Source organism: Salarchaeum sp. JOR-1, from assembly GCF_007833275.1.
GTDB lineage: Archaea > Halobacteriota > Halobacteria > Halobacteriales > Halobacteriaceae > Salarchaeum.
Genome location: NZ_CP042241.1, coordinates 1122228 through 1145103 on the forward strand (window position 1 = coordinate 1122228; position 22876 = coordinate 1145103).

Sequence of the window (22876 nt, forward strand, 5' to 3'; positions counted from 1 at the left end):
ATTCGGGTCGATGATGGAAATACCTGTCGTCGCCGTTATGTCAGGGGTTCGCCCTTCGTCTCACGCCCGAAGAGGAGGACGACGAGGCCGCCGAGCGCGAACGCCACGGCGAGCGGCGTGAGCGCGACGAGGTAGCCGACGTCGACGAGCGCGCCCGCGAGAATCGGGCCGATGACGGCCGCGATCTTCCCGACGCCGCCCGCGAACCCGTTCCCGGTCGCCCGGGCTTCCGTTGGGAAGAGTTCGGGCGTGTACGCGTAAATCGCGCCCCACGCGCCGAGCGTGAAGAAGGAGGACGCGAGGAGCGCGAGGAAGAAGGGCCAGAACCCGCTGAGGCCGAGGCCGAAGCCCGCGCCCGGCATCGCGCTCGCGAACACGAACGTGAACGCGCCGGACGCGAGCAGGTAGGTGCCGAGCGTGAGCTTCCGGCCGACCTTCTCGACGAGGTAGGCGGCGCTCGCGTACCCGGGGAACTGGACGAGCGCGATGAGGAGGAAGTAGACGTAGATACCGCTGAACGTCAGGCCCGCGACGGAGAGCGCGGGGACGGTGCCGCTCGCGCCGAACGTCTGCGGGAGCCAGATGAACACGCCGTAGTACCCGAAGTTGATGGCGAACCACGCCGCCGAGATCATCACGGTCTGCAGGCGGATGTCGGCCTCGAACAGCCGGCCGAACCCGGGCGAGTCCATCGGCGTCACGTCGTCCGCGTCGATGAGCCGTACGTCCTCGCCGTTCTCCTCGGCGATGGCGCGCAGGCGGTCGTTCGCCGCCTCCACGTCGCCCGTGCGTGCGAGGTAGTAGGGGGTCTCCGAGAGCTGGGTTCGGATGACGAACACGAGGAGGCCAGGAACCGCCGAGGCGGCGAACAGGAGCCGCCACCCTTCCACTGCGCCGAACACGGGGACTGAGACGGTGCCGCCCGAGGGGAGGAAGGCGAGGAAGAACCACGCGAGGCCGACGGCGAGGCCGTAGCCGAGCGGCCAGAACGCGTCGAGGTACACCAGGTACCTGCCGCGGCGGTTCGTGGGGAGGTGTTCGGAGAGGTAGGAGGTGTCGACGGCGAGCGCGCCGCCGAGGCCGACGCCGGTCAAAAAGCGGAGGGCGAACCCGCTGTAGAAGCCGACGGCGAGCGCGGTGAGGCCGGCGAACACGGCGTACGTGAGGACGGTCCACTGGAACGCGGGTTTGCGGCCGTACTGGTCGGCGACGTACCCCCAGCCCCAGTTCCCGGCGACCATGCCCATGAGGCTCGCGGAGCCGAGGAGGCCCGCGGTGAGGCCGCTGAGGCTCCACGCGTCGAGGAGGACGGGGAGGGTGAAGCTGATGAGGATGACTTCCATGCCGTCGAACGCCCACGCCGTCCCGCAGATGGCGAGGAGGCGGCGGTGGAACGCACCGACGGGAATCCTGTCTAACACCGCCGATACCGGTACACTTCGCTTTTCGGACATTCTCGTATTCGGCACTGACGATTCAATACATCAAAAAGATTGTGCCTACCCGTTCGATTTCGAGTCTCGGAGAATATTTTTCTTCAATCGGCGAGCGTCTCGGACATCCACTCGAACTGCTCGCGCACGTCCGCCGCCCCCGTCTCCGTGAGCGACACGCGCTCGTGCGCGCCGTCCGGCGTCCGCTCCACCAACCCCTGCGATTCGAGGGCGTCGATAGCGCCGTGGAACGTCTTCGGCCGCACCCGGCTCTCGTAGCGCTTCTCCAGCGCGCGCTTCACGCCGCTCACCGTCGGGTCGTCCAACCCGGCGATAGTGATGCAGACGTCCCGCCGCAACCCCGACTGCAACCATCGAGACATACCCGGGCGGTCGAGCGCCGACGAGTAGTCTTTTGCCGTTCACGACCCCACCGCTCAATCGACACACGAACCGCCGTTCCTGACGAATTGTCCGCGTGACTGTGCGACGCGCCAGCGCGAGACCCTCTTTCGCGCGACCGAATGCGGACAAGGAGAACCACTAAGTGCCATCGTTCCGTCAAATGATCATCGTGGACTTGTCGTCGTCTCGGGGCGTTTCACCGGCCATCGGAACAATCCTGATGGTCGCGGTCGTGGTCGTCCTCGCCGCGACAATATCCGTGTTCGCGCTTGGGTTCCTCAACGACCTCAATCAACCCGCCCCTATGGTCGCTCAATCGAGCGGAGACCTCGTCTACGACCGGCCGGGGTCGAATGACCAGATCGTCCGACTCACCCACGTCGCCGGCGACGATTTAGCCGTATCCGAGTTGGAAATCGTCGTGGATGCAACCGACGCCTGTGGGAAAGAATCCCGAATCGTGTCTCTCCCGACGAACACGCTCGGGTCGGCGAATTATAACGGGGACGATATCTTTGCCTACTACAGTCCGGACGGCGGACAACTCGACACGAGTGCGGACGGAACGTGGAGTGCTGGCGGAACTGCCACCTTCCGAATTGCGAGCAGCGAGTGCGAAATCAACGAGGGGGATACAATAACGATCCGCGTCGTTCACACTCCGACAAACTCGGTCATAATTAAGGAGACGCTGACCGCGACGTAGGTAACTGAACTGTCAGTCCGTCCTGTCGGATTACTTGCGCTGTTCTCGCGACCGAACGCTGCTACTGGCCGACAACGCCGGATAGGCGGGGAATATAGCGATAAACTGACGGTCGGAAGACTGGTGATTTATTTAACCGCCGACCGTTGTCTCCAGTATGCAGACGCACGTCATCCCGGTCGGGTTCGACTACGACCGGCTCATCGCGCCGCTCGTCCGCGACCGCCTCGACGTCGATAGGGTGGTGCTCCTGGAGGGCGCGGTGGGGAGCGAGGCGAACGTCGAGTACTCCCAGCACCTCGCGGAGAAACTCGAACAGGACTTCGAGAACCTCCTCGGCGCGGAGACCGACCGCGTCGCCGTGAGCGACGTGTACGACTACGACGCCGCGTTCGCGCAGGCGTTCGACCTCATCGCCGAGGAACTCGACTCCGGCGGCGAGGTCTGGGTGAACATCGCCTCGATGCCGCGCACCGTCTCCTTCGCGTTCGCGACCGCCGCGCACTCGCTCGCCGTCGAACGCGAGGAAGACCGCTCGCGCATCCACACCTACTACACGGCCCCCGAGAAGTACCTCGAAACCGAACTCGCCGAGGAACTCCGGCGGGAAATCGACCTGCTCTCGGACCTCGACACGGGCGACGTGGACGACGACCGCATCGCCGAGCGCGTCGAGAGCGCGCGCGCCCTCCTCGACGAGTTCGACGAACGCGGCACCACCATCGGCGCGAAGGAAATCGACGGCCGGCACGTCGTCGAAATCCCCGTCGCCTCCTTCTCGAACGTCAAGCCCTTCGAGGAACTCGTGCTGTTCACGCTCGGCGAGCACGGCGAGTTCGCGAGCGTCAGCGACCTCGCCGAAACTCTCGCCAGCGATTTGGGCGAGGAGTACACGGACTCCTTCCGCTCGAAAGTCATCTACAACGTCGACAGACTCGGGCCGGGCGGGAAGGGCTACATCGAACAGGAACGCGAGGGCAAATCCCACCGCACTCGCTTATCGCGTATCGGCGAACTCTGGGTGCGCGCCCACGAGAACGACTAAGCGTTCTCATCGGTCGGCCGGAACACCGGCACCCGCGCGACTAGAACCCGAACCCGGCGTGGTCTTCGGGGACTCGAATCGGGCTTCGCGGCGGGTCGTCGGGGAGGTCGGGGTCGTTGTAGACGGCGGGCGCGACGTCGTTCGGGCCGTCCGGATACAGCAGGGAGGCGAGTTCCTGTATCTGTCCGCGGCCCACGCGCAGCTCGAACTGGCCGCCGCCGTAGAGGGTCACGTCGCGCTCGAGCGCCCACGCCACGGTCTCGAAGAGCGACTCCAGCGTGCCGAACCGCGAGGGCTTGACGTTCAGCCATCGCGGCTGGAACGGGAGGCTCCGCACGTCGTCAAGCCCGTGAATCGGGGCGTCCCAGGAGACGCGCACGCCGTGTTCGCGAACGAGGTCGGCGGTGGCGTCGGCCATCGCGGGGTCCTCGACGACCGCGTCCGGGAACGCGAACACGCGCTCGTAGAGGTCGGGGTCGGGCTCCTGATCCACGTCCGTCCCGTCGTACTGGCCCTTCAGGTCGAGCACGCGGACGGCGTCCGTGGCCGCAAGCGCGTCGAACGTCGCGTCCGGCCACTCGCTCGTCGGGTCGAGTTTGAACTCCGCGTCCGGGTAGCGCTCCAGGAGGGTGTCGACGCGCGACGTGTCCCCCTCGGGGAGGCGGCTGCTCACGACGAACTCCACCGGGTCGTAGGTTCGGTCGAGGCGGTCGGCGAGCGTCTCGCCGGCCTGCCGGAGCGCGAGGTCGAGCGCGGCGGCCTCGAACCCCCACCGCCGGTAGTCGACGAAGTCGCCGCGTTCGGGCGGCCCGGCGGGCCACAGGGTCGCGTCGTCGAGCGCCGCCGAGAACGAGTCGACGGTGTACTCGCCCGCGAGGTCGAGCGACCGCTCGGGGTCGTCGCAGCCCTCGTGTTCCGCGAACGCCGTGAGGTCGTCGTGGTGGGCGGTTTCGTAGGTCACGTCCTCGCCGCGGCCCGTTTCGGAGTCCCCGCGGAGCGTGACGACCGTGGTGACGCGCTCGAACTCCGGCGTTTCTCGCGCGACGCGTTCGAGCGAGACCGATTCGACGGTGAGCGGGATGTCGGCGACGGCGCTGTACACGAGCGTGGAGTCGCGTTCCGGCGTGAAAAACCCCCTACGCGTTCCGCTTCAGTTTCTCCGCTCTCGTCGCGAGCGCGAGGAACGTCGCGAGCAGGGTGAGGGTGACGGCGGCGACGGCGGCGAGGTCGTGCGCGCGGAGCGCGTGGTCGATGGCTCCGGCGACGTACTCCGCGCGGAGGGTGGTGTGGTGGAAGTCGCCGACGAGGGGGGCGAAGTAGTCCACCACGTCGTTGAACCAGTACCAGCCGGCGGCGACCGCGATTGCGGGCACCGAGAAGGACGCGTAGCGGTGGATGACGAACGCCTCGACGGCCATCGCGGCGTGACTGAGGACGAGGAACCAGTACATCGCCCACCAGAGGCCGCCCTGGCCGTTCACGACGAGCTGGACGAACGGCGTCCACAGCCCGAGTTTGATGCAGCCGAAGAACGCGAGCGCGTGCAGCCACTCGGCGTCCCAGTCCAGTCGGTACGCAGCGAGCGAGAGGCCGATGAAGAGCGTCGCCACGGGGCTGTCGGGGACGACCGCCCACGCGAGCAGCGGCGTGGTTTCGAGCTGGAAGCGGTAGTACCAGAACCCGAACGCCGTGCCGACGAGGTTCACGAGCACGATGACCGGGAGCAGGCGGAACGCCAGGTCTTCGAGCCGCGCGGGGAGGGGCGCGACGTACCGCGGGAGGTCGTTCCGCGCCGGAATCGTCATACCGGGGAATCGCGGGAGAGCATCAAAGCGTCTGCGGTCGACGGGGGTGGACAACCAGACTCGTTAAGGCACTCCCGGCGGAACCCTCATGTATGAGCGAGGAGACCGACCTCGAGGAGTTGAAGCGCGGAACGGATCTCGTGAAGCGCGGGTTCGCGCGGATGCAGAAGGGTGGCGTCATCATGGACGTGGTGAACCGCGAGCAGGCGCGCATCGCGGAGGACGCCGGCGCGGTCGCCGTCATGCACCTCGAAGCCGTGCCCGCGGACATCCGGAAGCGCGGCGGCGTCGCGCGGATGGCCGACCCGAGCGGGATTCAGGAGGTCGTCGACGAGGTCTCCATTCCCGTGATGGGGAAGGTTCGCATCGGCCACCGGAAGGAAGCCGAAATCATGGAAGTCGCGGGCGCGGACATGATTGACGAGTCCGAGGTGCTGACGCCCGCGGACGACGAGTACCACATCGACAAGCGCGACTTCACCGCGCCGTTCGTCTGCGGCGCGCGCAACCTCGGCGAAGCCCTACGACGCATCCACGAGGGCGCGGCGATGATTCGGACGAAGGGCGAAGCCGGAACCGGAGACGTGAACCAGGCCGTCCACCACCAGCGCACCATCAAGAGCGCGATTCGGAAACTGGAGGGCATGAACTACGAGGAGCGCGAGATGTGGGCGCGCGAGCACGAAGCCCCGAACGACCTCGTGCACGAGACCGCCGAGATGGGCCGGCTTCCCGTCGTGAACTTCGCCGCGGGCGGTATCGCCACCCCCGCGGACGCCGCGCTGATGATGCACCACGAGTGCGACGGCATCTTCGTCGGCTCGGGTATCTTCGGCGCGGAAGACCCCGAGAAGATGGGGCGCGCTATCGTCGACGCCGTCAACAACTACGACGACCCCGAACGCCTCGCCGAAATCGCCTCCAATATCGGGAGCGGCATGAAGGGCGAGGCGAACGTCGACCTCCCCGAGGAGGAGAAGATGCAGGGCCGCGGGAACTAACTCCTACAGTATTTCTGCGCCGGTGCCGACGCCGGACTGGTAGGCGCGGGCGTCCACGCCTTCCTCGTTGAATCCCTCGATGAGCGCGGACGCGACCTCGCGCTGGCGGCCGGGGTAGCAGACGGCGAGGACGCTCGGGCCGGACCCGGAGATTGTCGCGCCGGTCGCACCGGCTTTCCTGGCGTGGTCGACGGCGCGCGCGTAGCCGTCGATGAGCGCGGCGCGCGCGGGGGTGACGACGTGTTCGCGCATGCCGCGGCCGACGAGCACGGGGTCGTCCTGCTGGAAGCCCGCGGTGAGCGTCGCGGCGCTCCCCACCGTATCGACGAGGTCTTCGATGGCGACGGAGTCGGGAACCACGCGGCGCGCGTCCCGGGTGGAGACGACGATTTCGGGGAGGCAGGCGACGAGCGACACGTCCGTGGGAATGGAGGTGACGCCGTCGTCGCGGACGATGGTGAACCCGCCGAGGATGGCGGGCGCGACGTTGTCCGCGTGCGCCTCTCCCGACACCGCGGCTTCGCCCTCCGCGGCGACGCGAACGAGTTCCTCCTTCGTGAGTCCGCGGTCGTAGAGTTCGTTCAGCGCGACGGCGGCGGCGGCGGCGCTCGCGGCCGACGACCCGAGCCCCGACGAGGGCCGGACCCCCTTCTCGATGGTGATGTGGGCGGGGGCGTCGAGTTCGCGCGCGACCACGCCCGCCGTGTTCTTCGCGGGGTCGGTCGGAATGTACTCGCTCCCGTATCCCTCGATTTCCAGCGTCGTCGTCTCTGCGCGCTCGACGGTGACGTAGTCCGCGGGTCGGTCGAGCGCCACCCCGAACACGTCGAAGCCACTCCCCAGGTTCGCGCTCGTCGCGGGCGCCCGTACCGTAATCATGGGGCGGAGTAGCGAGGGCGGGGGCAAAAGGCTAGCGGGTGCTCCAGAGTCCCGGCGGGCGCGCTGGTGCAACCGTAACCGTAAACCGCGGCGCTCGCGGAGCATGGGACATGATCGGCATCGTCGGCGGCGGTATCGCGGGGCTCGCGGCCGCCCGACGGCTCCAGGCACACGGCGAGGACGTGCGCGTGTTCGAGGCGTCGGACGCGCTCGGCGGGCTCGCGGCGACCTACGAGACGGCCGGCGACCCCATCGAGAAGTACTACCACCACCTCTCCGCGAGCGAGGAGACCATCGTCGACCTCATCGACGACCTCGGGCTCTCCGACGACCTCCACTGGCCCATCGGGAAGAACGCCTACTACATGGACGGCACCGTCCACCCGCTCGATAAGCCCTGGGAAATCCTCGCCTACCCCCATCTCAGCCTCTACGACACGTTCCGCCTCGCGATGCTGACGCTCGAAGTCGACGTGCGCGGCGGCGTCCCCTCCTTCGACACCTACGAGGACCTGGCGGACTTCGAGGACGTTCCGATCAAGGAGTTCCTGCTCGAACACACCACGCGGGGCGTGTACGAGAACTTCTTCGAACCCCTCCTCGACGCGAAGTTCGGCAGCCGGAAGGAGGACGTGTCGGCGGCGTGGCTGCTCGGCCGCATCAAGTTCCGGGGCGAGCGCGACCTGCTCCGCGGGGAGCCGCTCGGCTACCTCGACGGCGGGTTCGGACGGCTGCTCGACCGCCTCGTCGCGGACGTCGGGCGGGAGAACATCACGACGAACGCGCGCGTCACCGAGGCCGCGTTCTCCGAGGGCGCGGTCGAGTCGCTCGCCGTCGACGTCGATGGCGAAACGGAGACGCACGACGTGGACGACGTGGTCGTCGCGGCGATGCCGAACGTCCTCGAATCCCTCACCGGGTACGAGTGCGACATCGAGTTTCAGGGCACGGTGTGCTCCGTGATTTCGATGGACGAGTCGTTGACGGACACGTACTGGCTGAACATCGGGGACGACGCGCCCTTTGGCGCGCTCATCGAGCACACGAACTTCATCCCGCAGTCGAACTACGGCGGCGAACACCTCCTCTACGTCCCGAAGTACATTCAGAGCCCCGACGAGGCGGTCTGGCGGATGGACGACGACGAGGTGGCGGAACTGTGGCTCTCCGGCATCGAAGACCTGTTCCCCGCGTTCGACCGCGGGTCCGTGAACTGGATTCGCACGAGCCGGAACCCGCGGACTGCGCCGGTGTACGAGCGCGGCTACCTCGACATGGTCGTCCCCTACGACCTCGCGGACGAGGTGGCGGAGGGCGTCTACTACGCGGGCATGGCGAGTCGCGCCCAGTACCCCGAGCGAAGCCTCAACGGCGGCATCGTCGCCGGCTACGAATGCGCGGACCTGATTGTGAACGGCCGATGACCGGTGGACTTTTCCCCATAGCTGACTAACTGGTCAGTCAATGAGCGAGACGACGGAGGAGATACTGCGCGCGACCTACCACGCGCTCTGTGAGCACGGCTTTGCCGACCTCACGATGCAGGCCATCGCGGACGAAGCCGGCGTCAGCAAGTCCCTCCTCCACTACCACTACGACACCAAACAGGACCTCATCACGTCCTTCCTCGGCGCGTTCACCGACCGCTTCGAGGAAGAACTCGACTCCCTCGACGCGGACGACCCCGCCGAACGCCTCGACATCATCGTCGACCGCCTCCTCTTCGGCCAGGACGACAGCGACCAGACCGACTTCGGCCGCGCGTTCCTCGAACTCCGCGCGCAAGCCCCGCACGAACCCGCGTACCGCGACCAGCTCGCGGCGAACGAGGAGTTCCTCCGCGGCGTCCTCGCCGACACCATCGAGGACGGCATCGAACAGGGCGTCTTCCACGACGTCGACCCCGAGCGCACCGCGCGACTCATCCGCGCGACCGTCGACGGCGCGCGCTCCCAGCACGTCACGCTCGGCGACGACACCCGCGAAGTCGTCCGCGGCGCGCTCGACGACCACGTTCTCAGCGACCTCCACGTCGAGTAGGGGGGCGCGAACGCCTTTCCCGCTCGCGCCCCCACCACCGGTATGGTGCGCGAACTCACCGACGGCGTCTGGCACATCGACCTCTCCGGCACGAACGCCTACCTCGTCGCCGACGACGCGCTCACGCTCGTCGATACGGGGATGCCGTGGCACGCCGACGACATCGCGGCCGCGGTCGCGGACGCCGGCCACGCCGTGAGCGATATCGAGCGCGTCCTCCTCACTCACTACGACCTCGACCACGTCGGCGGCCTCCCCCGACTCAAGGGCCTCGACGCCACCGTCTACGCGGGAGACCGCGAGGCCGACCTCGTCGCCGGCCGCGAGAAACCGAGCGTGTTCGACCGGAAGGGCGCGTTCCAGCGGCTCAGCGGTCTGCTCACCACGCCGCCGTCCGCGCGCATCGAGCCCGTCGCCGACGGCGATCGCGTCGGAAGTTTCACCGCCTACCACACGCCCGGCCACACCCCCGGCCACGTCGCGTACGTCAGCGAGCGCCTTGGTGTTGCAGTCCTCGGCGACCTCGTCCGCGAATCCGGCGGCGAACTCGAACCGAGCCCGTGGTACCTCAGTCACGACACCGCGGACGTTCGCGCGAGCATCCGCGACCTCGCCGACCGCGCTCCCGACTTCGCCGTTGCCTGCATCGGCCACGGAACCCCGCTCACCGACGGCGGAAGCGACGCCCTCTCGCGGTTAGTATAGGTCGAAGAAGTCGCGGGCGTTCCCCGCGAACACGGCCTCGTGGTCGGAGCTGTCGAAGCACTCGCGTGCGCCCCGGAGCGCGTCCGCGTACGCCGCCGGACGGATCGGATAATCAGTCCCGAACAGCACGCTGTCCGCGTGCTCGCGCAGCCGAGCCGTCGGCAGGTCGTCCCCGTTGATGTCGGCGGCCGTCCGGGACGCCGGCCCGAGCGCGACCGCCGTATCGACCACCACGTCGTACTCGTCCACGAGGTCGAGGAACCCCGGCGTGTCGAACAATCCGAGGTGGGGAACGCACGCCCGGAGGGCCGGAAATCGATCCAGGACGTTCGCGAAGCGCTCGGGTGCGAGCGTGGAATCGCCGCGGTCGAACGGGTGCGTCGACGCGTGAATCACGAGCGGGGCGTCCCGCGCCACCAACTCCTCGTACACTGAATCCAGCCGGGGGTCGTCCGGTGGATAGCCCTGCACGACGCAGTGAAGCTTGATCCCTGCCAGGCCGCGGTCGAACGCGTCCCGCACCACCGCACGGGGGTCGTCGTCGCCCGCGTGCACCGTTCCGAGCGCCACGCACGCCGGGTCGTCCGCGAGCGCTCGCCCGACCCACTCGTTCATCTCCTGCGCCACCCCGGGACGGTGCGCGTACGGGAAACACACGAACCCGTCCGTGCGCTCGCGGATACGCGCCCGTGCGGTCGCGGCGTCTGGTGTCGGTATCTGCCACTCCGTCTCCGCTCCGAACCAGCCGTAAACCGCGTTGAGCAAGTCGTCCGGAAGCAGATGGACGTGCGCGTCTACCACCTCGCAGTCCGGGTACGCGTCCCCCGCCGGGTCGGCGTCGGGGTCCACTACCCCTGCCCCACCATCCGCTCCTCGTCCTCCCAGTACTCCTGTCTGAGCTGGTACTTCTGGACTTTCCCGGTCGCGGTCTCCGGGAGCGACTCCACGAACTCGACGCTCGTCGGGGCCTTGTACGTCGCCATGTTCTCGCGTGCGAACGCGACGACATCGTCCTCCGTGAGGGCCGCGTCGTCTTTTTGCACGACGAGCGCCTTCGGTGTCTCGCCCCACTCGTCAGAGGGAACGGGAATGACGGCGGCCTTCGCGATGTCCGGATGGTCGAACAGCGTGTCCTCCACGTCGATACTCGAGATGTTCTCACCGCCGGAGATGATGATGTCCTTCTTCCGATCCTGAATCGCTATCATGCCGTTCTCGTCCATCGTCGCGAGGTCGCCCGTGTGGAAGAACCCCGACGCACGGTCGTTGAACGCCTCGTGCGTGATGTCGGGCTTGTTGAGGTAACGGTCCATCACCTGGTTCCCGCGGACGACGATTTCGCCCACGGTCTCGTCGTCCCGCGGGACGTCCCTGCCGTCCTCGTCCACCACTCGGATTTCGGTGTTCAGTGCGGCGTGACCCTGCTTCGTTTTGATGGTCGTGGGGTCGCCGTCCGCGAGCCGCCGCGGACTGTTCGAGGTGGTGATGATGGGCGCGGTCTCCGTCAGCCCGTATATCTGGATGAGCCGCCACCCGAACGCGTCCTCGATAGTGCGGATGGTCGCCCGCGGCGGCGCGCTCCCCGCCGTCGTGATGCGGAGGTCGCGGTCGCCCGTTGTCGCCCCGACATCGTTCGACTCGTAGTAGTCGATGAGGCGGTTCAGCACGGTCGGTGCGCCACACATGTATGAGACGTCGTACGTCCGAATGCGCTCCAGCGTCCCCGCGGCATCGAACTCGCGCTGGCAGACGTGCGTCCCGCCCGTGCCCGTGATGGCGTATACGTGCCCCCAGCCGTTACAGTGGAACATCGGGAGCGTCCAGAGATATGTGTCGTCCTCCTGGATCTCCATGTGGTGGCTGAGAACGAGCGCGTGCCAGTGTTCGGTTCGATGCGTCCGTACGACGCCCTTCGGGTCGCCCGTCGTGCCCGACGTGTAGTTCACGGTCGCATCGTCGCCCTCCGCGATGTCGGGGCGGTCGGGCCGCTCCGCGCTCGCGTCGTCGAGGAGGGTCTCGTAGTCCAGCCAGTCGCCCTCGATGCCGTCCGCCTCGTACCCCACGAAGTGCTCCGTCGGAACCTCGTCCCGTACCTCCTCGACGCGTTCGGCGAGCTCGTAGTCGGCGATGACGGCTGTCGCGTCCGCGTCGTTCAGGATGTACTCGTAGTCCTCGGGCGTCAGCCGGTAGTTCATCGGGACGTTCACGACGCCGAGCTGGTTCGTCGCGTAGATGGTTTCGAGGAAGTAGTGCGTGTTCGGAGAGAGCAGTGCGACACGGTCGCCCTCCTCGACGCCGAGTTCGGTGAGTGCGTTCGAGAGCCGGTGGACGCGCTCCGCGAACTCCCCGTACGTGTACTCGGTGCCGTCGTCCGCGATGACGCCCACGAGGTCGTCGTAGAGCGTCTCTGCGCGATCCAGATAGTCGAGCGTGGTTTGGTCGACGTACATTGTGACTCGCTACCTATGCTCTCGATAGGCGGCGATGTAAATCTTGCCGCGGTCTGGGGTTAGGACTGTATCTCGTCGGTGCGGTCGCCCTTCTTCACGTCGCCGTCAGCCGTCTTCACGTACACGTCGTCCGCGTACCCGGCCTCGGCGTTCGCGAACTCGCCGCCCTCCAGTTTCTCCGGGGTCGCGGGCGCGTCCGGAAGCCCGTCCGCGGGCGCGAACTCGCCGAGCGGGTCCTCGACCGAGATGCCGTGCGCGTCGAAGAACTCGCGGTAGCGCTCGTAGTGCGCTTCGACCTCGTCCGCGGGGAACTCCATCATCTCCGTCCACCCGTGCGCGTAGAAGTCGAAGGAGCCGACGACGTGCGTGATTTCGCGCGCTTCGGCCTCCGCGTACCCCTCCCGGAGCGCGGCGAGGTACATGTCGATGGTCGCGTCGAAGAACGCCTCCAGGCGCTCGCGGCGCTCTTCTGCGTGGGCGTCGTCGGCCTTCTCCAGGAACACGTCGACGTGGAGGTCGACGAGCCAGTCGTGCATCCGCTCCGAGACGACGGGAAGCGTGAGCGCCTGTTTCGTCGCGAAGTGCCGGACGTTCTGCGCTATCTTCATGTTCTCCTAGTGGGCTCACGCCCTCCTAAATCGCGGGGTTCCGAACCGCGCACACCCGTCTCCAGCGACCCGCGCCGGCACCGTAGGCGGATAGCAACCCACTTTAACCCCGAATACGACACTCTCGGTATGACCGAGTCGTACGTGATACTCGGGGACGGAATTTCGGGGAGTTCCGCCGCCGAGACACTCCGCGAGGAGGCTCCGGACGCCGACATCACCGTCGTTACGGACGAGGGAGAACCCCTCTACAATCGCATTCTCATCAAGGAGTTCGCAAAGGGGAAACTCCCGGAAGCACCGATCTCCATCCACGACGAGGACTGGTACGACGAACGAGACATCGACCTGAAGCTGAACACGCTGGTCACGGGCCTCGACACGGACGCCCACGAGGTGTACACGCACGAGAGCGAGACTCTGGAATACGACAAGCTCCTCGTCGCGACCGGCGGGACGCCCGTTCAGCTCCCGGTTCCGGGGAGTGACGCGGACGGCGTTCACCACTTCTGGACGTTCCAGGACGCCCGCCGCATCCGCGAGGACGCCGAAGAAGCCGACACCGGCGTCATCGTCGGCGCGGGCCTGCTCGGCATCGACCTCGCCGCCATCTGCGCCGCGCAGGGCCTGGACGCCCACTACCTGATGCGTGGCGGCCGCTGGTGGCGGTACGCGCTCAGCCAGGACGGCGCGGCCATCATCCACGAGGCGCTCGACGAGAAGGGGGTCACGCCAGTCTTCGACTCCGGCGCGAGCGAGTTCCTCACGGACGACGACGGGAACGTCGTCGAAACCGTGGACTCGAACGGCGAGCACTACGACTCCGAGTTCGCGGGCGTCGCCATCGGACTCGACTTCAACGTGGAGTTCCTCCAGAACGCCGGGTTCGACATCGAGACCGGCATCATCGTGGACGAGTACATGCAGACCAGCGTCGAGGACGTGTTCGCCGCGGGCGACATCACGGAGTTCTACGACGTGGTGCTCGAAGAGCACGCGCAGAACGGCTCGTGGGGCTCCGCGAAGCAGCAGGGATCGGTCGCCGCGCAGGCGATGGCGGCCGACGACGTCGAGGAGGACGTCGAGGAGTTCCGCTGGGTGTCCTCGTACTCCATCACGCACTTCGACTTCCCCTTCCTCTCCTTCGGCTTCCCGTCGAAGGGCGACGACGAGTGCGAACGCACGTACGACGACCAGGAGTGGCGGCGGCTCACGTTCAAGGACGGCAAGCTCATCGGCGGCGTCCTCATCGGTAACCTCGCGCCCCAGTCGAAGTACAAACAGCTCATCCGCGAGGAGGCGCAGGTCGCCGACCAGCAGGACGTCCTCCTCGAGGAGAACTTCGACCTCGACGACCTCGACTTCTAACGCGTCCTCGCTTTCGCGGCCGCTTCGCCAGATTCGTTCGAACCCTTCTCCGTATCTTGTGACTACAGTAATGCTTATGGGGTTGTGTGATATACACTAGCACAGCCAGTGGTGGCTGGTGTACAAAGATGAACCCGACAGTGCGACTCGAACGCGCGGACGCCGTCCCGCAGGACGCCCGCGTCCGCGACTTCGACGAACTCGACTCCGACGCACAGCACGCCCTCCCCGGCGCGGTCGACGGCGACCCCGTAACACTCGACTCCCCGACCGCACTGGAGGACGGCGAAATCGTGAAGTACACCGGCTACTACCGCATCTCCGTCGCGGAGTGAAACGAAGGCGTTTTCCCCGCTCTCCCCCCACGTCTTCCCCATGAGCATGAGCGGCGGCAGCGGGGACATGACGCTCGCGTTCGAACTGTCCGCGCTCCAGGCACTCGCGAAGCCCGGAACGGCGTTCGCGGACGCCCGGCAGTGGACGGAGTACGTCGGCGTCGTGAGCGACGAACCGACGTACGTCGTCACGAACTTCACGCGCAAGCGCCGCATCCGCCAGGACTTCTTCAGCGGCCCGAAGGGCAAGGAGGAGAGCCTCGACTCCGTGAGAGACCAGTTCGACACCGAACGCCACGTGTTCGTCGGGACGAGCGACGACGACGAGGCGCTCGCCGGCGAGGCCGGCTGGGAGTACCTCGACGTGGAGGACGCCGCGGAGGCAGCGGGCTGGGAGCTCGCGGACGAGACGGAGGACGACGACGCGTTCGAGAACGACGAACAGCGTGACGACTGGCCCTAGACGTCGCGCCGACGGAAGTACTGGACGCTCGTCGCCACGAGAGCGAGGGCGGCGGCGAGAAGGATGGCGGCGGCGGCGAGGTCGTACGTGTTCTCGACGAGGATCGCGGTCGGGTCGAAGTACCGCATCGGCGCGAGAGCGCCGAGCCACGCGTAGTCCGTGGTCGAGACGGCGGTTTCGAGCAGGAACAACCCGAACACGGTCGCCATCGCGGCGCGCTGGGCGACGCTCGCCCGGCTCGCGGCGGCGCTGAACGCGAGCCCGACGGCGGCACAGCAGAGCAGGTAGGGAAGCGAGAGGAGGTGGACGGCGAGCAGATCGGTGGCGGCGACCGGGTAGCCGATAGCGCGCGTCGCGAGCCACGTGACGGCGGCGACGACGGCGTTCACCAGCAGGATGCCCGGCACGATTGCGAGGTAGTTCTCGGCGACGACGCGACCCCGGGAGACGGGGAGGGAGAGCAGGATGTCGATGCGTTCCGACTCCACGTCGCCCGCGAGGAGGCCGGCGGCGGCGTACGCGAGGTAGACGCCGAGCAGTATCACCCACGCGAAGTGGTAGAGTTCGGTCGCGAGAAACCCCTCGATGGTGCCGAACGCGCGCAGGCCGAACGCCTCGACGAACACGGGCGGGAGCGCGTCCACGTACTCCTCGATGTCGAACCCGCCGGCGAACGACGGATAGAACGCCGCGTACAGCGCGCTGAACGCGGACAGGCCGACCGAGAGCGCGAGCGCGCCCCGGACGCGCTTCCGAGCGCCGTACCGCGCGAGTTCAAGCATCGTCCTCACCGTAGAACGTCAAGAACACGTCTTCGAGCGGCGCTTCCTCCACGTCGAGTTCCCGCAGGTCGAACTCGCGGAACTCGGCTACGAGGTCGTTCACGTCGCCCGCGAACGTGAACGAGAACGCGGTCTCGTCGCCGTCCCGCCACCGTGACACGTCCGAGACGCCCGCGACGTCGAACGCCCCCTCGGGCGGATCGCCGGCCACCCGCACCCGGACGTGCTTCCCGCTCCGGTCGAGCAGGTCGCGCACGTCCTCCACGGTGACCAGTTCGCCCCCGCGGAGCACGCCCACGCGGTCGCACACCCGCCTGACCTCGCTGAGGACGTGACTCGAGAACAGCATCGTCGTCCCGCGCTCGCGTTCGCCCCTGACGAACTCGTTGAACCGCTCCTGGAGCAGGGGGTCGAGACCCGCGGTGGGTTCGTCCATCACGACCACGTCCGGGTCGTGCATGAGCGCCTGCACCAGTCCGAGCTTCTGGACGTTCCCCGTCGAGTACTCGCGGATTTCGCGTTCTACGGGCGGCGTGAACAGGTCGAGCAACTCCTCCCTGCGCTCCCCGCCCTTGATGGACTCGTGGAGGTCGAGCACCTCCCGGCCGGTGCTCTGTTGGTCGAACCGCGGGTTCGACGGCAGGTAGCCGATTCGCTCCAGGGCGTCGAGTCGCTGGTCCTCGACGGCCATGTCGCGGCCGAGCACGGACACCGTGCCCGCCGTCGGGGACTGCAGACCGAGGAGCACGCGGATGGTCGTGGTCTTCCCCGCGCCGTTCGGCCCGAGGTACCCGAACACCTCGCCGGACTCGATGGCGAGCGAGAGGTCGGAGACGGCGGCGAGGTCGCCGTACTGCTTCGTCAGTCCGTCTATCTCGATGGCGGCCATGCGCGAAGAGACAGCGCATGCCCCGATGAATGTTGTCCCGCGCGCCGGTATGCGGAGGGCTTACCCGCGCTCGCCTGCGACACTCTCGTATGGCTGAACCCCGCGTACCGGACGACGGCGGCGGCGATGGGGGCGACGGCGGTGCGAGCGACGGCGTGGTCGAACTCCCGTGTGGGGAGCGCGTGGCGACGACGGCGTTCGACCTCGGGATGCGGGAGTACGACTGTTCGTGCGGTTCGTCGCACGCGGTCGTGATGGACATGCACCCGCCCGGGCGCTTCCTCCCGGAGTCCATCGTGGACATCCTCGATGCGGCGGTCGAGCCCGCCGAGGACGACGCGTTCGAGGAGTTCGGCACTCCTCACCTGATGGGCGCGGTGATGGAGGAGGTGCCCGAGGAGGTGGCGACGTACGACGCGAGCGGCGAGGGCGAGGTCGGGTACGCGCTCCTCTGGGTGTTCGGCTTCGACTCCCGGACGCTCCACGAGTACGTCGTCGAACTCGTCGTCGAACTGATGGATCACGCAGTGAGCCACGCCGAGAACCCGAACGCGTCCGCCGAGTTCGAAGACGCGATGACCGAGTTCGACGTGCCCGCGTTCGTCGACGAGTACCGGCGAGAGCGGGACTGGGCGGCCTGACGGCGGGAGTTTTGATGTCGATATCGGTCGCGTAGCGGTGCGTTCGCGACGCTCCGCGCGGGCTGTCCTCTCACCCGCTGCTTCGATTTTCGTAATTCAGTTTCGAGCCGCGTAGTTTTTCGTCGGACTTATTACGATGACCGAACTGGACTTGGGTAGTATGAGTGACGACCGGACCGTGCTCCTCATCGGGAGCGGCCCGATACAGATCGGACAGGCGGCTGAGTTCGACTACTCCGGCGCGCAGGCGTGCCGCGCGCTCCAGGAGGAGGGCGCCCGAGTCGTCCTCGTGAACTCCAACCCCGCCACCATCATGACCGACCCCGAGATGGCGGACGCCGTCTACATCGAACCCATCACCACGGACGCCATCGCGGAGGTCATCGCGAAGGAGAACCCAGACGGCGTCATCGCCGGTCTGGGCGGGCAGACGGGCTTGAACGTCACGGCGGAACTCGCGGAGGAAGGCGTGCTCGACGAGTACGACGTGGACGTCATGGGCACGCCGCTCGACACCATCTACGCGACCGAAGACCGCGACCTCTTCCGCCAGCGCATGCACGACCTCGATCAGCCCGTCCCGAAGTCCACGACTATCAGCCTCGACGAGGGCGAGTCCCTCCAGGCGCTGAGCGAGGACGACATCGCCGACCGCGTCGAGGACGCCGTCGAGCAGGTCGGCGGCCTCCCCGTCATCTCCCGCACGACGTACACGCTCGGCGGGAGCGGGTCCGGCGTCGTCCACGAGCTGGCGGAGCTCAAGCAGCGCGTGCGCAGCGGCCTCCGGCTCTCCCGGAACTCCGAAGTCCTCATCACGGAGTCCATCTCGGGCTGGGTGGAACTCGAGTACGAGGTGATGCGGGACGCCGGCGACTCCTGCATCATCATCTGCAACATGGAGAACATCGACCCGATGGGCATCCACACGGGCGAGAGCACCGTGGTGACGCCCAGTCAGGTCATCCCGGACGAGGGCCACCAGGAGATGCGGGACGCCGCCCTGGAGGTCATCCGCGACCTCGGCATCGAGGGCGGCTGTAACATCCAGTTCGCGTGGCACGACGACGGCACGCCCGGCGGCGAGTACCGCGTGGTGGAAGTCAATCCGCGCGTCTCCCGCTCGTCGGCGCTCGCGTCGAAGGCGACCGGCTATCCGATTGCGCGCGTCACCGCGAAGGTCGCGCTCGGCAAGCGCCTCCACGAGATCTCGAACGAGATTACGGGCCAGACCACGGCCGCGTTCGAACCCGCGATCGACTACGTGGTGACGAAGGTGCCGCGGTGGCCCAAGGACAAGTTCCCCGAAGTGGACTTCGAACTCGGCACCGCGATGAAGAGTACGGGCGAGGCGATGTCCATCGGTCGGACGTTCGAGGAGAGCCTCCTGAAAGCCCTCCGCAGCAGCGAGTACGACCCCGCCGTGGACTGGCCGGAGGTGTCGGACGACGAACTCGAAGTCGACTACCTGGAGCGCCCGACGCCCGACCGGCCGTACGCGATGTTCGAGGCGTTCGACCGCGGCTACACGGTCTCGGAGGTCGTCGAACTGACGGACATCGCGGAGTGGTACGTGGAGCGGTACGCGAACGTCGCGGACGCCGCCGCGGACGCGCAGAACGGCGACTTCACGAGCGCCGCGACCGCGGGCTTCACCAACCACGAGATAGCGGCGCTCGCGGGCGGCGAGTTCGCGGACGCGAACGAGTCCTGGCTCCCCGCCGCCGACGAGGACGCCGTGACGGACGGCGCGGGCGCGAGCATCGACAGCATCGAAGGGGACGTGCCCGGCCGCACCTACAAGCAGGTGGACACGTGCGCGGGCGAGTTCGCCGCGCAGACGCCGTACTACTACTCGTCGCGCAAGCCCGAGTGGTTCAGCGGGCCGTTCGAGGGCGACGCGGCCGCGGGCGAACTCGTCGTGGACGAGGACGAGCGCAGCGTCGTCGTCGTGGGCGGCGGCCCAATCCGCATCGGGCAGGGAGTAGAGTTCGACTACTGCTCCGTGCACGCGGTGCGCGCGCTCCGCGAGGAGGGCATCGACGCGCACGTCGTGAACAACAACCCCGAAACCGTCTCCACGGACTACGACACGAGCGACGGATTGTTCTTCGAACCCATCACCGCCGAGGAGGTCGCGGACGTGGTGGAGGCGACGAACGCGGACGGCGTGATGGTGCAGTTCGGCGGCCAGACCTCCGTCAACATCGCCGACCCCCTCCAGGACGAAATCGACCGCCGCGGACTGGACGCCGACATCGTCGGAACGAGCGTGGACGCGATGGATCTCGCCGAGGACCGCGACCGGTTCAACGCGCTGATGGACGAGTACGGGATCAGCCAGCCGACCGGCGGGAGCGCCACGTCGAAGGCGGAAGCGCTCGACCTGGCGCACGACATCGGCTATCCGGTGCTCGTCCGCCCCTCGTACGTCCTCGGCGGGCGCGCGATGGAGGTCGTCTACGGCGACGACGAACTCGAGACGTACATCGAGGAGGCCGTCCGCGTCAGCCCCGAGAAACCGATTCTCGTGGACGAGTTCCTCGCGGACGCCATCGAACTCGACGTGGACGCCGTCTCGGACGGCGAGGACGTGCTCATCGGCGGCGTGATGGAGCACGTCGAGGAGGCCGGCGTCCACTCCGGCGACTCCTCCTGCGTGATTCCGCCGCGCAGCCTCGACGACGACACGCTCGCCCGCGTCCGCGAAGTCACCGAGGACATCGCGGACGCCCTCGACACCGTCGGCCTCCTGAACGTCCAACTAGCGGTACAGCACGGCGAGGTGTACGTCCTGGAGGCGAACCCGCGCTCCTCGCGCACCGTCCCGTTCGTCTCGAAGGCGACTGGCGTCCCCATCGCGAAACTCGCGGCGAAGGTGATGGCCGGGCAGTCCCTCGACGATCTCGGCGTCGCGGAGGGCGTGCCCGAGCAGTACAGCGTGAAGGAGGTCGTGCTCCCCTTCGACCGCCTCGAAGGCAGCGACCCCCGGCTCGGCCCCGAGATGAAGTCCACGGGCGAGGTGATGGGGACGGCCCGGACGTTCGGGAAGGCCTACGAGAAAGCGCAGTCCGCTGCCGGGAACGGGCTCCCCGACCCCGGCGCGACGGCCGTGGTCGACCTCGACGTCGACGGGTTCGGGGAGTACTACGAGGTCGCCGCGTTCGAGGACGTGACCGAGGGGCTCCGCACGGGCGAGATCGACCTGCTCGTCACGGACGACCCCGACGACCTCCGCACCGCCGTCCGCGAGGACGTCCCCTACTTCTCCACGGTCGCGTCCGCCGCGGCAGCCGTGGAGGCGCTCGCGCACCGCGACGACGACCTCGACGTCCTCCCCGTCAGCGACCGCCCCATCACTCACACCGACTGGGGCGCGAACTGACACGCCGCGGTTCCCGTTCTCCTCGTTGATCGCTGGTCAGGCTATCGCGAGCGTGGCGGCTCCGGCGAGCACGAACGCGCCGAGACCGTACCAGGGTTCGCGGCGGAGCGTGCGCGCGCCCGCGGCCGTCCGGCCGCCGATGTCGACGCCGAGCGCCAGCCCCACGAACAGGGCGGCGAGCGCGGTACCGACTCCCGGGAACCCGTGTTGTTCGGCGTACGCGGCGACCGCCCCGACGGTGACGCCGACGATGGCGGCGTGAACCTCCGTGTACGTGAGCGCGTTTCCGGAACCGACGGGTGTCGAACCCATACATCCGATACGGAACCGCGGGAAAAGAAGGCTTGGTCAGTCGGCGCTGACGGGCGCGCGGGACTCCGCAAGGTCGAGCACGTCGTCGAAGAAGCCGAGGGAGTCGTGGGGGCCGGGGTGGGCTTCGGGGTGGTACTGGCGCGTGATGACGTCGAGCTCGTCGGATTCGAGGCCCTCCGGGGTGTCGTCGTTCACGTTCACCTGAGTCACGTCGAGGTCGCCGGGTTCGGCGACGGTGTAGCCGTGGTTCTGCGTGGTCATCACGACCTTGTCCGTCCGGAGGTCGCGCACGGGCTGGTTCACGCCGCGGTGGCCGAACGCCATCTTCTCCGTGCTGCCGCCGAGCGCGTTCGCGACGACCTGCTGGCCGAGGCAGATACCCGCGAAGGGGTACTCGCCGACGAGCGTGTCGACGAGGTGTTCGGCGGCCTCGAAGTTCTCCGGGTCGCCGGGGCCGTTCGAGACGAACACGACGTCGGGGTCGATGTCGCGGACTGCCGCGGGCGTGGTATCGTAGGGGAGGACGTGGACTTCGGCGTTCCGCGCGGTGAGCGAGTCCACGATCGAGCCCTTCGCGCCGCAGTCGACCAGCGCGACGGACGCCCCGCTCCCCTGGTGGTGTTCGGGTTCGGTGACGCTGACCTGCGCGCCGATGTCGGTGATGTCGGACATCCCGGGGCAGTCGGCGAGTTCCTCCTTCGCGGCCGCGGGGCTGGCGTCGGGGCCGGCGGCGATACCGACCTTCATCGCGCCGCCCTCGCGGATGTCGAGAACGAGGTCGCGGGTGTCGACGTGGTCGACGGCGGGCACGCTTTCCTCGGTGAGCCAGTCGGCCACGTCGTCGGTGAGCTCGCGCGCGACGACGGCACTCGGGTGGACGCGGTCGGACTCGAATCGCTCCGCGCGGACGCCGTAGTTCCCGATGAGCGGGTAGGCGAACGTGAGAACCTGTTCCTCGTAGGAGGGGTCGGTCAGGGACTCCTCGTAGCCCGTGTACGCGGTGGTGAACACGAGTTCACCCTGTGCGCGGCCCGGTGAGCGGGCGCGGGCTTCGACGACGTCCCCCGTTTCGAGCGCGAGGTATGCGTCCGGCATTACGAGATTCAAACGTACTACCCGCACTTAGTCCTTACCTTCGTAATTGAGTTACGAAATTCGTAACGCTATTGGGTTCGGGGGTGGTTCCACGCGTATGGACGACCTCGACCGGAAGATACTCGACATCCTCCGACGGGACGCCCGCACGCCATACACGGAGATAGCGAGCACGCTCGACGTGAGCGAGGGGACGGTCAGAAACCGCGTCGATCGGCTCCGCGACGACGGCATCATCGAACGGTTCACCGTCTCCACCCGCACCGGAAACGTCAAGGCGATGATAGAGGTGTCCGTCGCAGTGGACGTGGACACGCACTCCGTCGGCGACCGCATGACCGAGTGGGACGAAGTCGACTTCGTCTGGCAGGTCTCGGGCGAACTCGACATCGTCCTCGTCGTCGACGCCGCGGACACCACGCGCGTGAACGAACTCATCACGAAAGCCCGCGAACAGGACGAGGTCGTAGAGACGAAGACGCGACTGATTCTCGACGAGAAACTCGGCTGAACATCCGAAGTTCTATTCCCG

At 67.5% G+C, this 22876-nt stretch carries 24 protein-coding genes; 12 read left to right on the forward strand and 12 right to left on the reverse strand.

What is annotated here, in order from left to right; all coding sequences use genetic code 11:
* Window positions 1–35: 35 nt before the first annotated feature.
* Window positions 36–1421, reverse strand: a complete 1386-nt coding sequence (locus FQU85_RS06970) for an MFS transporter (protein ID WP_240792461.1) — start codon at window positions 1419–1421, stop codon at window positions 36–38.
* Window positions 1422–1537: 116 nt separating this feature from the next.
* Window positions 1538–1816: a PadR family transcriptional regulator gene (locus tag FQU85_RS06975; protein WP_145846149.1), complete on the reverse strand. Its 279-nt coding sequence runs from the start codon at window positions 1814–1816 to the stop codon at window positions 1538–1540.
* Between the two features lie 182 nt (window positions 1817–1998).
* On the opposite strand from FQU85_RS06975, the gene FQU85_RS06980 reads away from it, so the two are divergent.
* The gene (locus FQU85_RS06980) at window positions 1999–2544 is read left to right on the forward strand and encodes a type IV pilin (protein ID WP_145846151.1); all 546 of its coding nucleotides are present in this window, start codon (window positions 1999–2001) and stop codon (window positions 2542–2544) included.
* Window positions 2545–2701: 157 nt separating this feature from the next.
* On the forward strand, window positions 2702–3589 hold the full coding sequence (locus FQU85_RS06985; protein ID WP_145846153.1) for a DUF6293 family protein: 888 nt from the start codon (window positions 2702–2704) through the stop codon (window positions 3587–3589).
* A gap of 40 nt (window positions 3590–3629) precedes the next feature.
* On the opposite strand, the gene FQU85_RS06990 is transcribed toward FQU85_RS06985, so the two are convergent.
* Both FQU85_RS06990 and FQU85_RS06995 read right to left on the reverse strand, forming a co-directional pair.
* A complete protein-coding gene (locus FQU85_RS06990) occupies window positions 3630–4691 on the reverse strand; it encodes a hypothetical protein (RefSeq protein ID WP_145846156.1) in 1062 nt (353 codons plus the stop codon).
* Window positions 4692–4725: 34 nt separating this feature from the next.
* Complete coding sequence (locus tag FQU85_RS06995; RefSeq protein ID WP_145846159.1) at window positions 4726–5394, reverse strand: DUF1405 domain-containing protein; 669 nt, start codon at window positions 5392–5394, stop codon at window positions 4726–4728.
* Window positions 5395–5486: 92 nt separating this feature from the next.
* Here FQU85_RS06995 and pdxS point away from each other — a divergent pair, with 92 nt between their 5' ends.
* Window positions 5487–6395 carry a pyridoxal 5'-phosphate synthase lyase subunit PdxS gene (gene pdxS / locus FQU85_RS07000; protein WP_145846163.1) on the forward strand — a complete coding sequence of 303 codons (909 nt, stop codon included), beginning with the start codon at window positions 5487–5489 and terminating at the stop codon, window positions 6393–6395.
* Between the two features lie 3 nt (window positions 6396–6398).
* Here the strand turns inward: pdxS and FQU85_RS07005 are convergent, their stop codons facing one another.
* Window positions 6399–7274: a homoserine kinase gene (locus FQU85_RS07005; protein ID WP_145846166.1), complete on the reverse strand. Its 876-nt coding sequence runs from the start codon at window positions 7272–7274 to the stop codon at window positions 6399–6401.
* A gap of 110 nt (window positions 7275–7384) precedes the next feature.
* Here FQU85_RS07005 and FQU85_RS07010 point away from each other — a divergent pair, with 110 nt between their 5' ends.
* From FQU85_RS07010 to FQU85_RS07020, 3 genes are read left to right on the forward strand one after another with little or no spacing between them, the layout of a single operon-like run.
* A complete protein-coding gene (locus FQU85_RS07010; protein WP_145846168.1) occupies window positions 7385–8698 on the forward strand; it encodes an NAD(P)/FAD-dependent oxidoreductase in 1314 nt (437 codons plus the stop codon).
* A 40-nt stretch (window positions 8699–8738) separates the two neighbouring features.
* Entirely contained in the window at window positions 8739–9314 is a 576-nt protein-coding gene (locus tag FQU85_RS07015) for a TetR/AcrR family transcriptional regulator (protein ID WP_145846174.1), read from the forward strand.
* 42 nt (window positions 9315–9356) lie between these two features.
* Window positions 9357–10019 (forward strand): MBL fold metallo-hydrolase, encoded by a 663-nt coding sequence (locus FQU85_RS07020; protein WP_145846178.1) that lies wholly within the window; start codon window positions 9357–9359, stop codon window positions 10017–10019.
* Here the strand turns inward: FQU85_RS07020 and FQU85_RS07025 are convergent.
* The 3 genes from FQU85_RS07025 to FQU85_RS07035 are packed head-to-tail and all read right to left on the reverse strand — an operon-like array spanning window position 10011 to window position 13077.
* On the reverse strand, window positions 10011–10868 hold the full coding sequence (locus tag FQU85_RS07025; protein ID WP_168219946.1) for an amidohydrolase family protein: 858 nt from the start codon (window positions 10866–10868) through the stop codon (window positions 10011–10013). The two genes, FQU85_RS07020 and FQU85_RS07025, sit on opposite strands and share 9 nt — an antisense overlap.
* Window positions 10868–12469 carry a class I adenylate-forming enzyme family protein gene (locus FQU85_RS07030; RefSeq protein WP_145846184.1) on the reverse strand — a complete coding sequence of 534 codons (1602 nt, stop codon included), beginning with the start codon at window positions 12467–12469 and terminating at the stop codon, window positions 10868–10870. Before FQU85_RS07030 ends, FQU85_RS07025 begins: the two co-directional genes overlap by 1 nt.
* A 59-nt stretch (window positions 12470–12528) precedes the next feature.
* Entirely contained in the window at window positions 12529–13077 is a 549-nt protein-coding gene (locus tag FQU85_RS07035; RefSeq protein WP_145846188.1) for a DUF6149 family protein, read from the reverse strand.
* Between the two features lie 129 nt (window positions 13078–13206).
* On the opposite strand from FQU85_RS07035, the gene FQU85_RS07040 reads away from it, so the two are divergent.
* The 3 genes from FQU85_RS07040 to FQU85_RS07050 all read left to right on the forward strand — a co-directional run bounded on the left by FQU85_RS07040 (window position 13207) and on the right by FQU85_RS07050 (window position 15243).
* Window positions 13207–14445 (forward strand): NAD(P)/FAD-dependent oxidoreductase, encoded by a 1239-nt coding sequence (locus tag FQU85_RS07040; RefSeq protein ID WP_145846190.1) that lies wholly within the window; start codon window positions 13207–13209, stop codon window positions 14443–14445.
* 128 nt (window positions 14446–14573) lie between these two features.
* On the forward strand, window positions 14574–14780 hold the full coding sequence (locus FQU85_RS07045) for a hypothetical protein (protein ID WP_145846192.1): 207 nt from the start codon (window positions 14574–14576) through the stop codon (window positions 14778–14780).
* Window positions 14781–14826: 46 nt separating this feature from the next.
* Entirely contained in the window at window positions 14827–15243 is a 417-nt protein-coding gene (locus FQU85_RS07050; RefSeq protein WP_145848767.1) for a hypothetical protein, read from the forward strand.
* Here FQU85_RS07050 and FQU85_RS07055 read toward each other — a convergent pair.
* Both FQU85_RS07055 and FQU85_RS07060 read right to left on the reverse strand, forming a co-directional pair.
* The gene (locus tag FQU85_RS07055; protein ID WP_145846195.1) at window positions 15240–16025 is read right to left on the reverse strand and encodes an ABC transporter permease subunit; all 786 of its coding nucleotides are present in this window, start codon (window positions 16023–16025) and stop codon (window positions 15240–15242) included. The two genes, FQU85_RS07050 and FQU85_RS07055, sit on opposite strands and share 4 nt — an antisense overlap.
* Entirely contained in the window at window positions 16018–16914 is an 897-nt protein-coding gene (locus tag FQU85_RS07060; protein WP_145846197.1) for an ABC transporter ATP-binding protein, read from the reverse strand. Before FQU85_RS07060 ends, FQU85_RS07055 begins: the two co-directional genes overlap by 8 nt.
* A gap of 89 nt (window positions 16915–17003) precedes the next feature.
* On the opposite strand from FQU85_RS07060, the gene FQU85_RS07065 reads away from it, so the two are divergent.
* Together FQU85_RS07065 and carB are read left to right on the forward strand one after the other, a co-directional pair.
* Complete coding sequence (locus FQU85_RS07065; protein WP_145846199.1) at window positions 17004–17555, forward strand: DUF5815 family protein; 552 nt, start codon at window positions 17004–17006, stop codon at window positions 17553–17555.
* A gap of 136 nt (window positions 17556–17691) precedes the next feature.
* Window positions 17692–20937, forward strand: coding sequence for a carbamoyl-phosphate synthase large subunit (carB, locus tag FQU85_RS07070; RefSeq protein ID WP_145846202.1), 3246 nt, complete (start codon window positions 17692–17694; stop codon window positions 20935–20937).
* A gap of 36 nt (window positions 20938–20973) precedes the next feature.
* On the opposite strand, the gene FQU85_RS07075 is transcribed toward carB, so the two are convergent.
* Together FQU85_RS07075 and carA are read right to left on the reverse strand one after the other, a co-directional pair.
* Complete coding sequence (locus tag FQU85_RS07075) at window positions 20974–21249, reverse strand: hypothetical protein (protein ID WP_145846204.1); 276 nt, start codon at window positions 21247–21249, stop codon at window positions 20974–20976.
* A gap of 36 nt (window positions 21250–21285) precedes the next feature.
* Window positions 21286–22344 (reverse strand): glutamine-hydrolyzing carbamoyl-phosphate synthase small subunit, encoded by a 1059-nt coding sequence (carA, locus tag FQU85_RS07080; RefSeq protein ID WP_145846206.1) that lies wholly within the window; start codon window positions 22342–22344, stop codon window positions 21286–21288.
* 97 nt (window positions 22345–22441) lie between these two features.
* On the opposite strand from carA, the gene FQU85_RS07085 reads away from it, so the two are divergent.
* Window positions 22442–22855 carry an Lrp/AsnC family transcriptional regulator gene (locus FQU85_RS07085; RefSeq protein ID WP_145846208.1) on the forward strand — a complete coding sequence of 138 codons (414 nt, stop codon included), beginning with the start codon at window positions 22442–22444 and terminating at the stop codon, window positions 22853–22855.
* Window positions 22856–22876 lie beyond the last annotated feature (21 nt).

Coding starts and splice junctions, on each gene's coding strand:
- FQU85_RS06975 (WP_145846149.1), bottom strand. CDS start 1,816: ATGTCTCGATGGTTGCAGTCGGGGTTGCGGCGGGACGTCTGCATCACT.
- FQU85_RS06980 (WP_145846151.1), top strand. CDS start 1,999: ATGATCATCGTGGACTTGTCGTCGTCTCGGGGCGTTTCACCGGCCATC.
- FQU85_RS06985 (WP_145846153.1), top strand. CDS start 2,702: ATGCAGACGCACGTCATCCCGGTCGGGTTCGACTACGACCGGCTCATC.
- FQU85_RS06995 (WP_145846159.1), bottom strand. CDS start 5,394: ATGACGATTCCGGCGCGGAACGACCTCCCGCGGTACGTCGCGCCCCTC.
- pdxS (WP_145846163.1), top strand. CDS start 5,487: ATGAGCGAGGAGACCGACCTCGAGGAGTTGAAGCGCGGAACGGATCTC.
- FQU85_RS07005 (WP_145846166.1), bottom strand. CDS start 7,274: ATGATTACGGTACGGGCGCCCGCGACGAGCGCGAACCTGGGGAGTGGC.
- FQU85_RS07010 (WP_145846168.1), top strand. CDS start 7,385: ATGATCGGCATCGTCGGCGGCGGTATCGCGGGGCTCGCGGCCGCCCGA.
- FQU85_RS07015 (WP_145846174.1), top strand. CDS start 8,739: ATGAGCGAGACGACGGAGGAGATACTGCGCGCGACCTACCACGCGCTC.
- FQU85_RS07020 (WP_145846178.1), top strand. CDS start 9,357: ATGGTGCGCGAACTCACCGACGGCGTCTGGCACATCGACCTCTCCGGC.
- FQU85_RS07030 (WP_145846184.1), bottom strand. CDS start 12,469: ATGTACGTCGACCAAACCACGCTCGACTATCTGGATCGCGCAGAGACG.
- FQU85_RS07035 (WP_145846188.1), bottom strand. CDS start 13,077: ATGAAGATAGCGCAGAACGTCCGGCACTTCGCGACGAAACAGGCGCTC.
- FQU85_RS07040 (WP_145846190.1), top strand. CDS start 13,207: ATGACCGAGTCGTACGTGATACTCGGGGACGGAATTTCGGGGAGTTCC.
- FQU85_RS07045 (WP_145846192.1), top strand. CDS start 14,574: ATGAACCCGACAGTGCGACTCGAACGCGCGGACGCCGTCCCGCAGGAC.
- FQU85_RS07050 (WP_145848767.1), top strand. CDS start 14,827: ATGAGCGGCGGCAGCGGGGACATGACGCTCGCGTTCGAACTGTCCGCG.
- FQU85_RS07055 (WP_145846195.1), bottom strand. CDS start 16,025: ATGCTTGAACTCGCGCGGTACGGCGCTCGGAAGCGCGTCCGGGGCGCG.
- FQU85_RS07060 (WP_145846197.1), bottom strand. CDS start 16,914: ATGGCCGCCATCGAGATAGACGGACTGACGAAGCAGTACGGCGACCTC.
- FQU85_RS07065 (WP_145846199.1), top strand. CDS start 17,004: ATGGCTGAACCCCGCGTACCGGACGACGGCGGCGGCGATGGGGGCGAC.
- carB (WP_145846202.1), top strand. CDS start 17,692: ATGACCGAACTGGACTTGGGTAGTATGAGTGACGACCGGACCGTGCTC.
- FQU85_RS07075 (WP_145846204.1), bottom strand. CDS start 21,249: ATGGGTTCGACACCCGTCGGTTCCGGAAACGCGCTCACGTACACGGAG.
- carA (WP_145846206.1), bottom strand. CDS start 22,344: ATGCCGGACGCATACCTCGCGCTCGAAACGGGGGACGTCGTCGAAGCC.
- FQU85_RS07085 (WP_145846208.1), top strand. CDS start 22,442: ATGGACGACCTCGACCGGAAGATACTCGACATCCTCCGACGGGACGCC.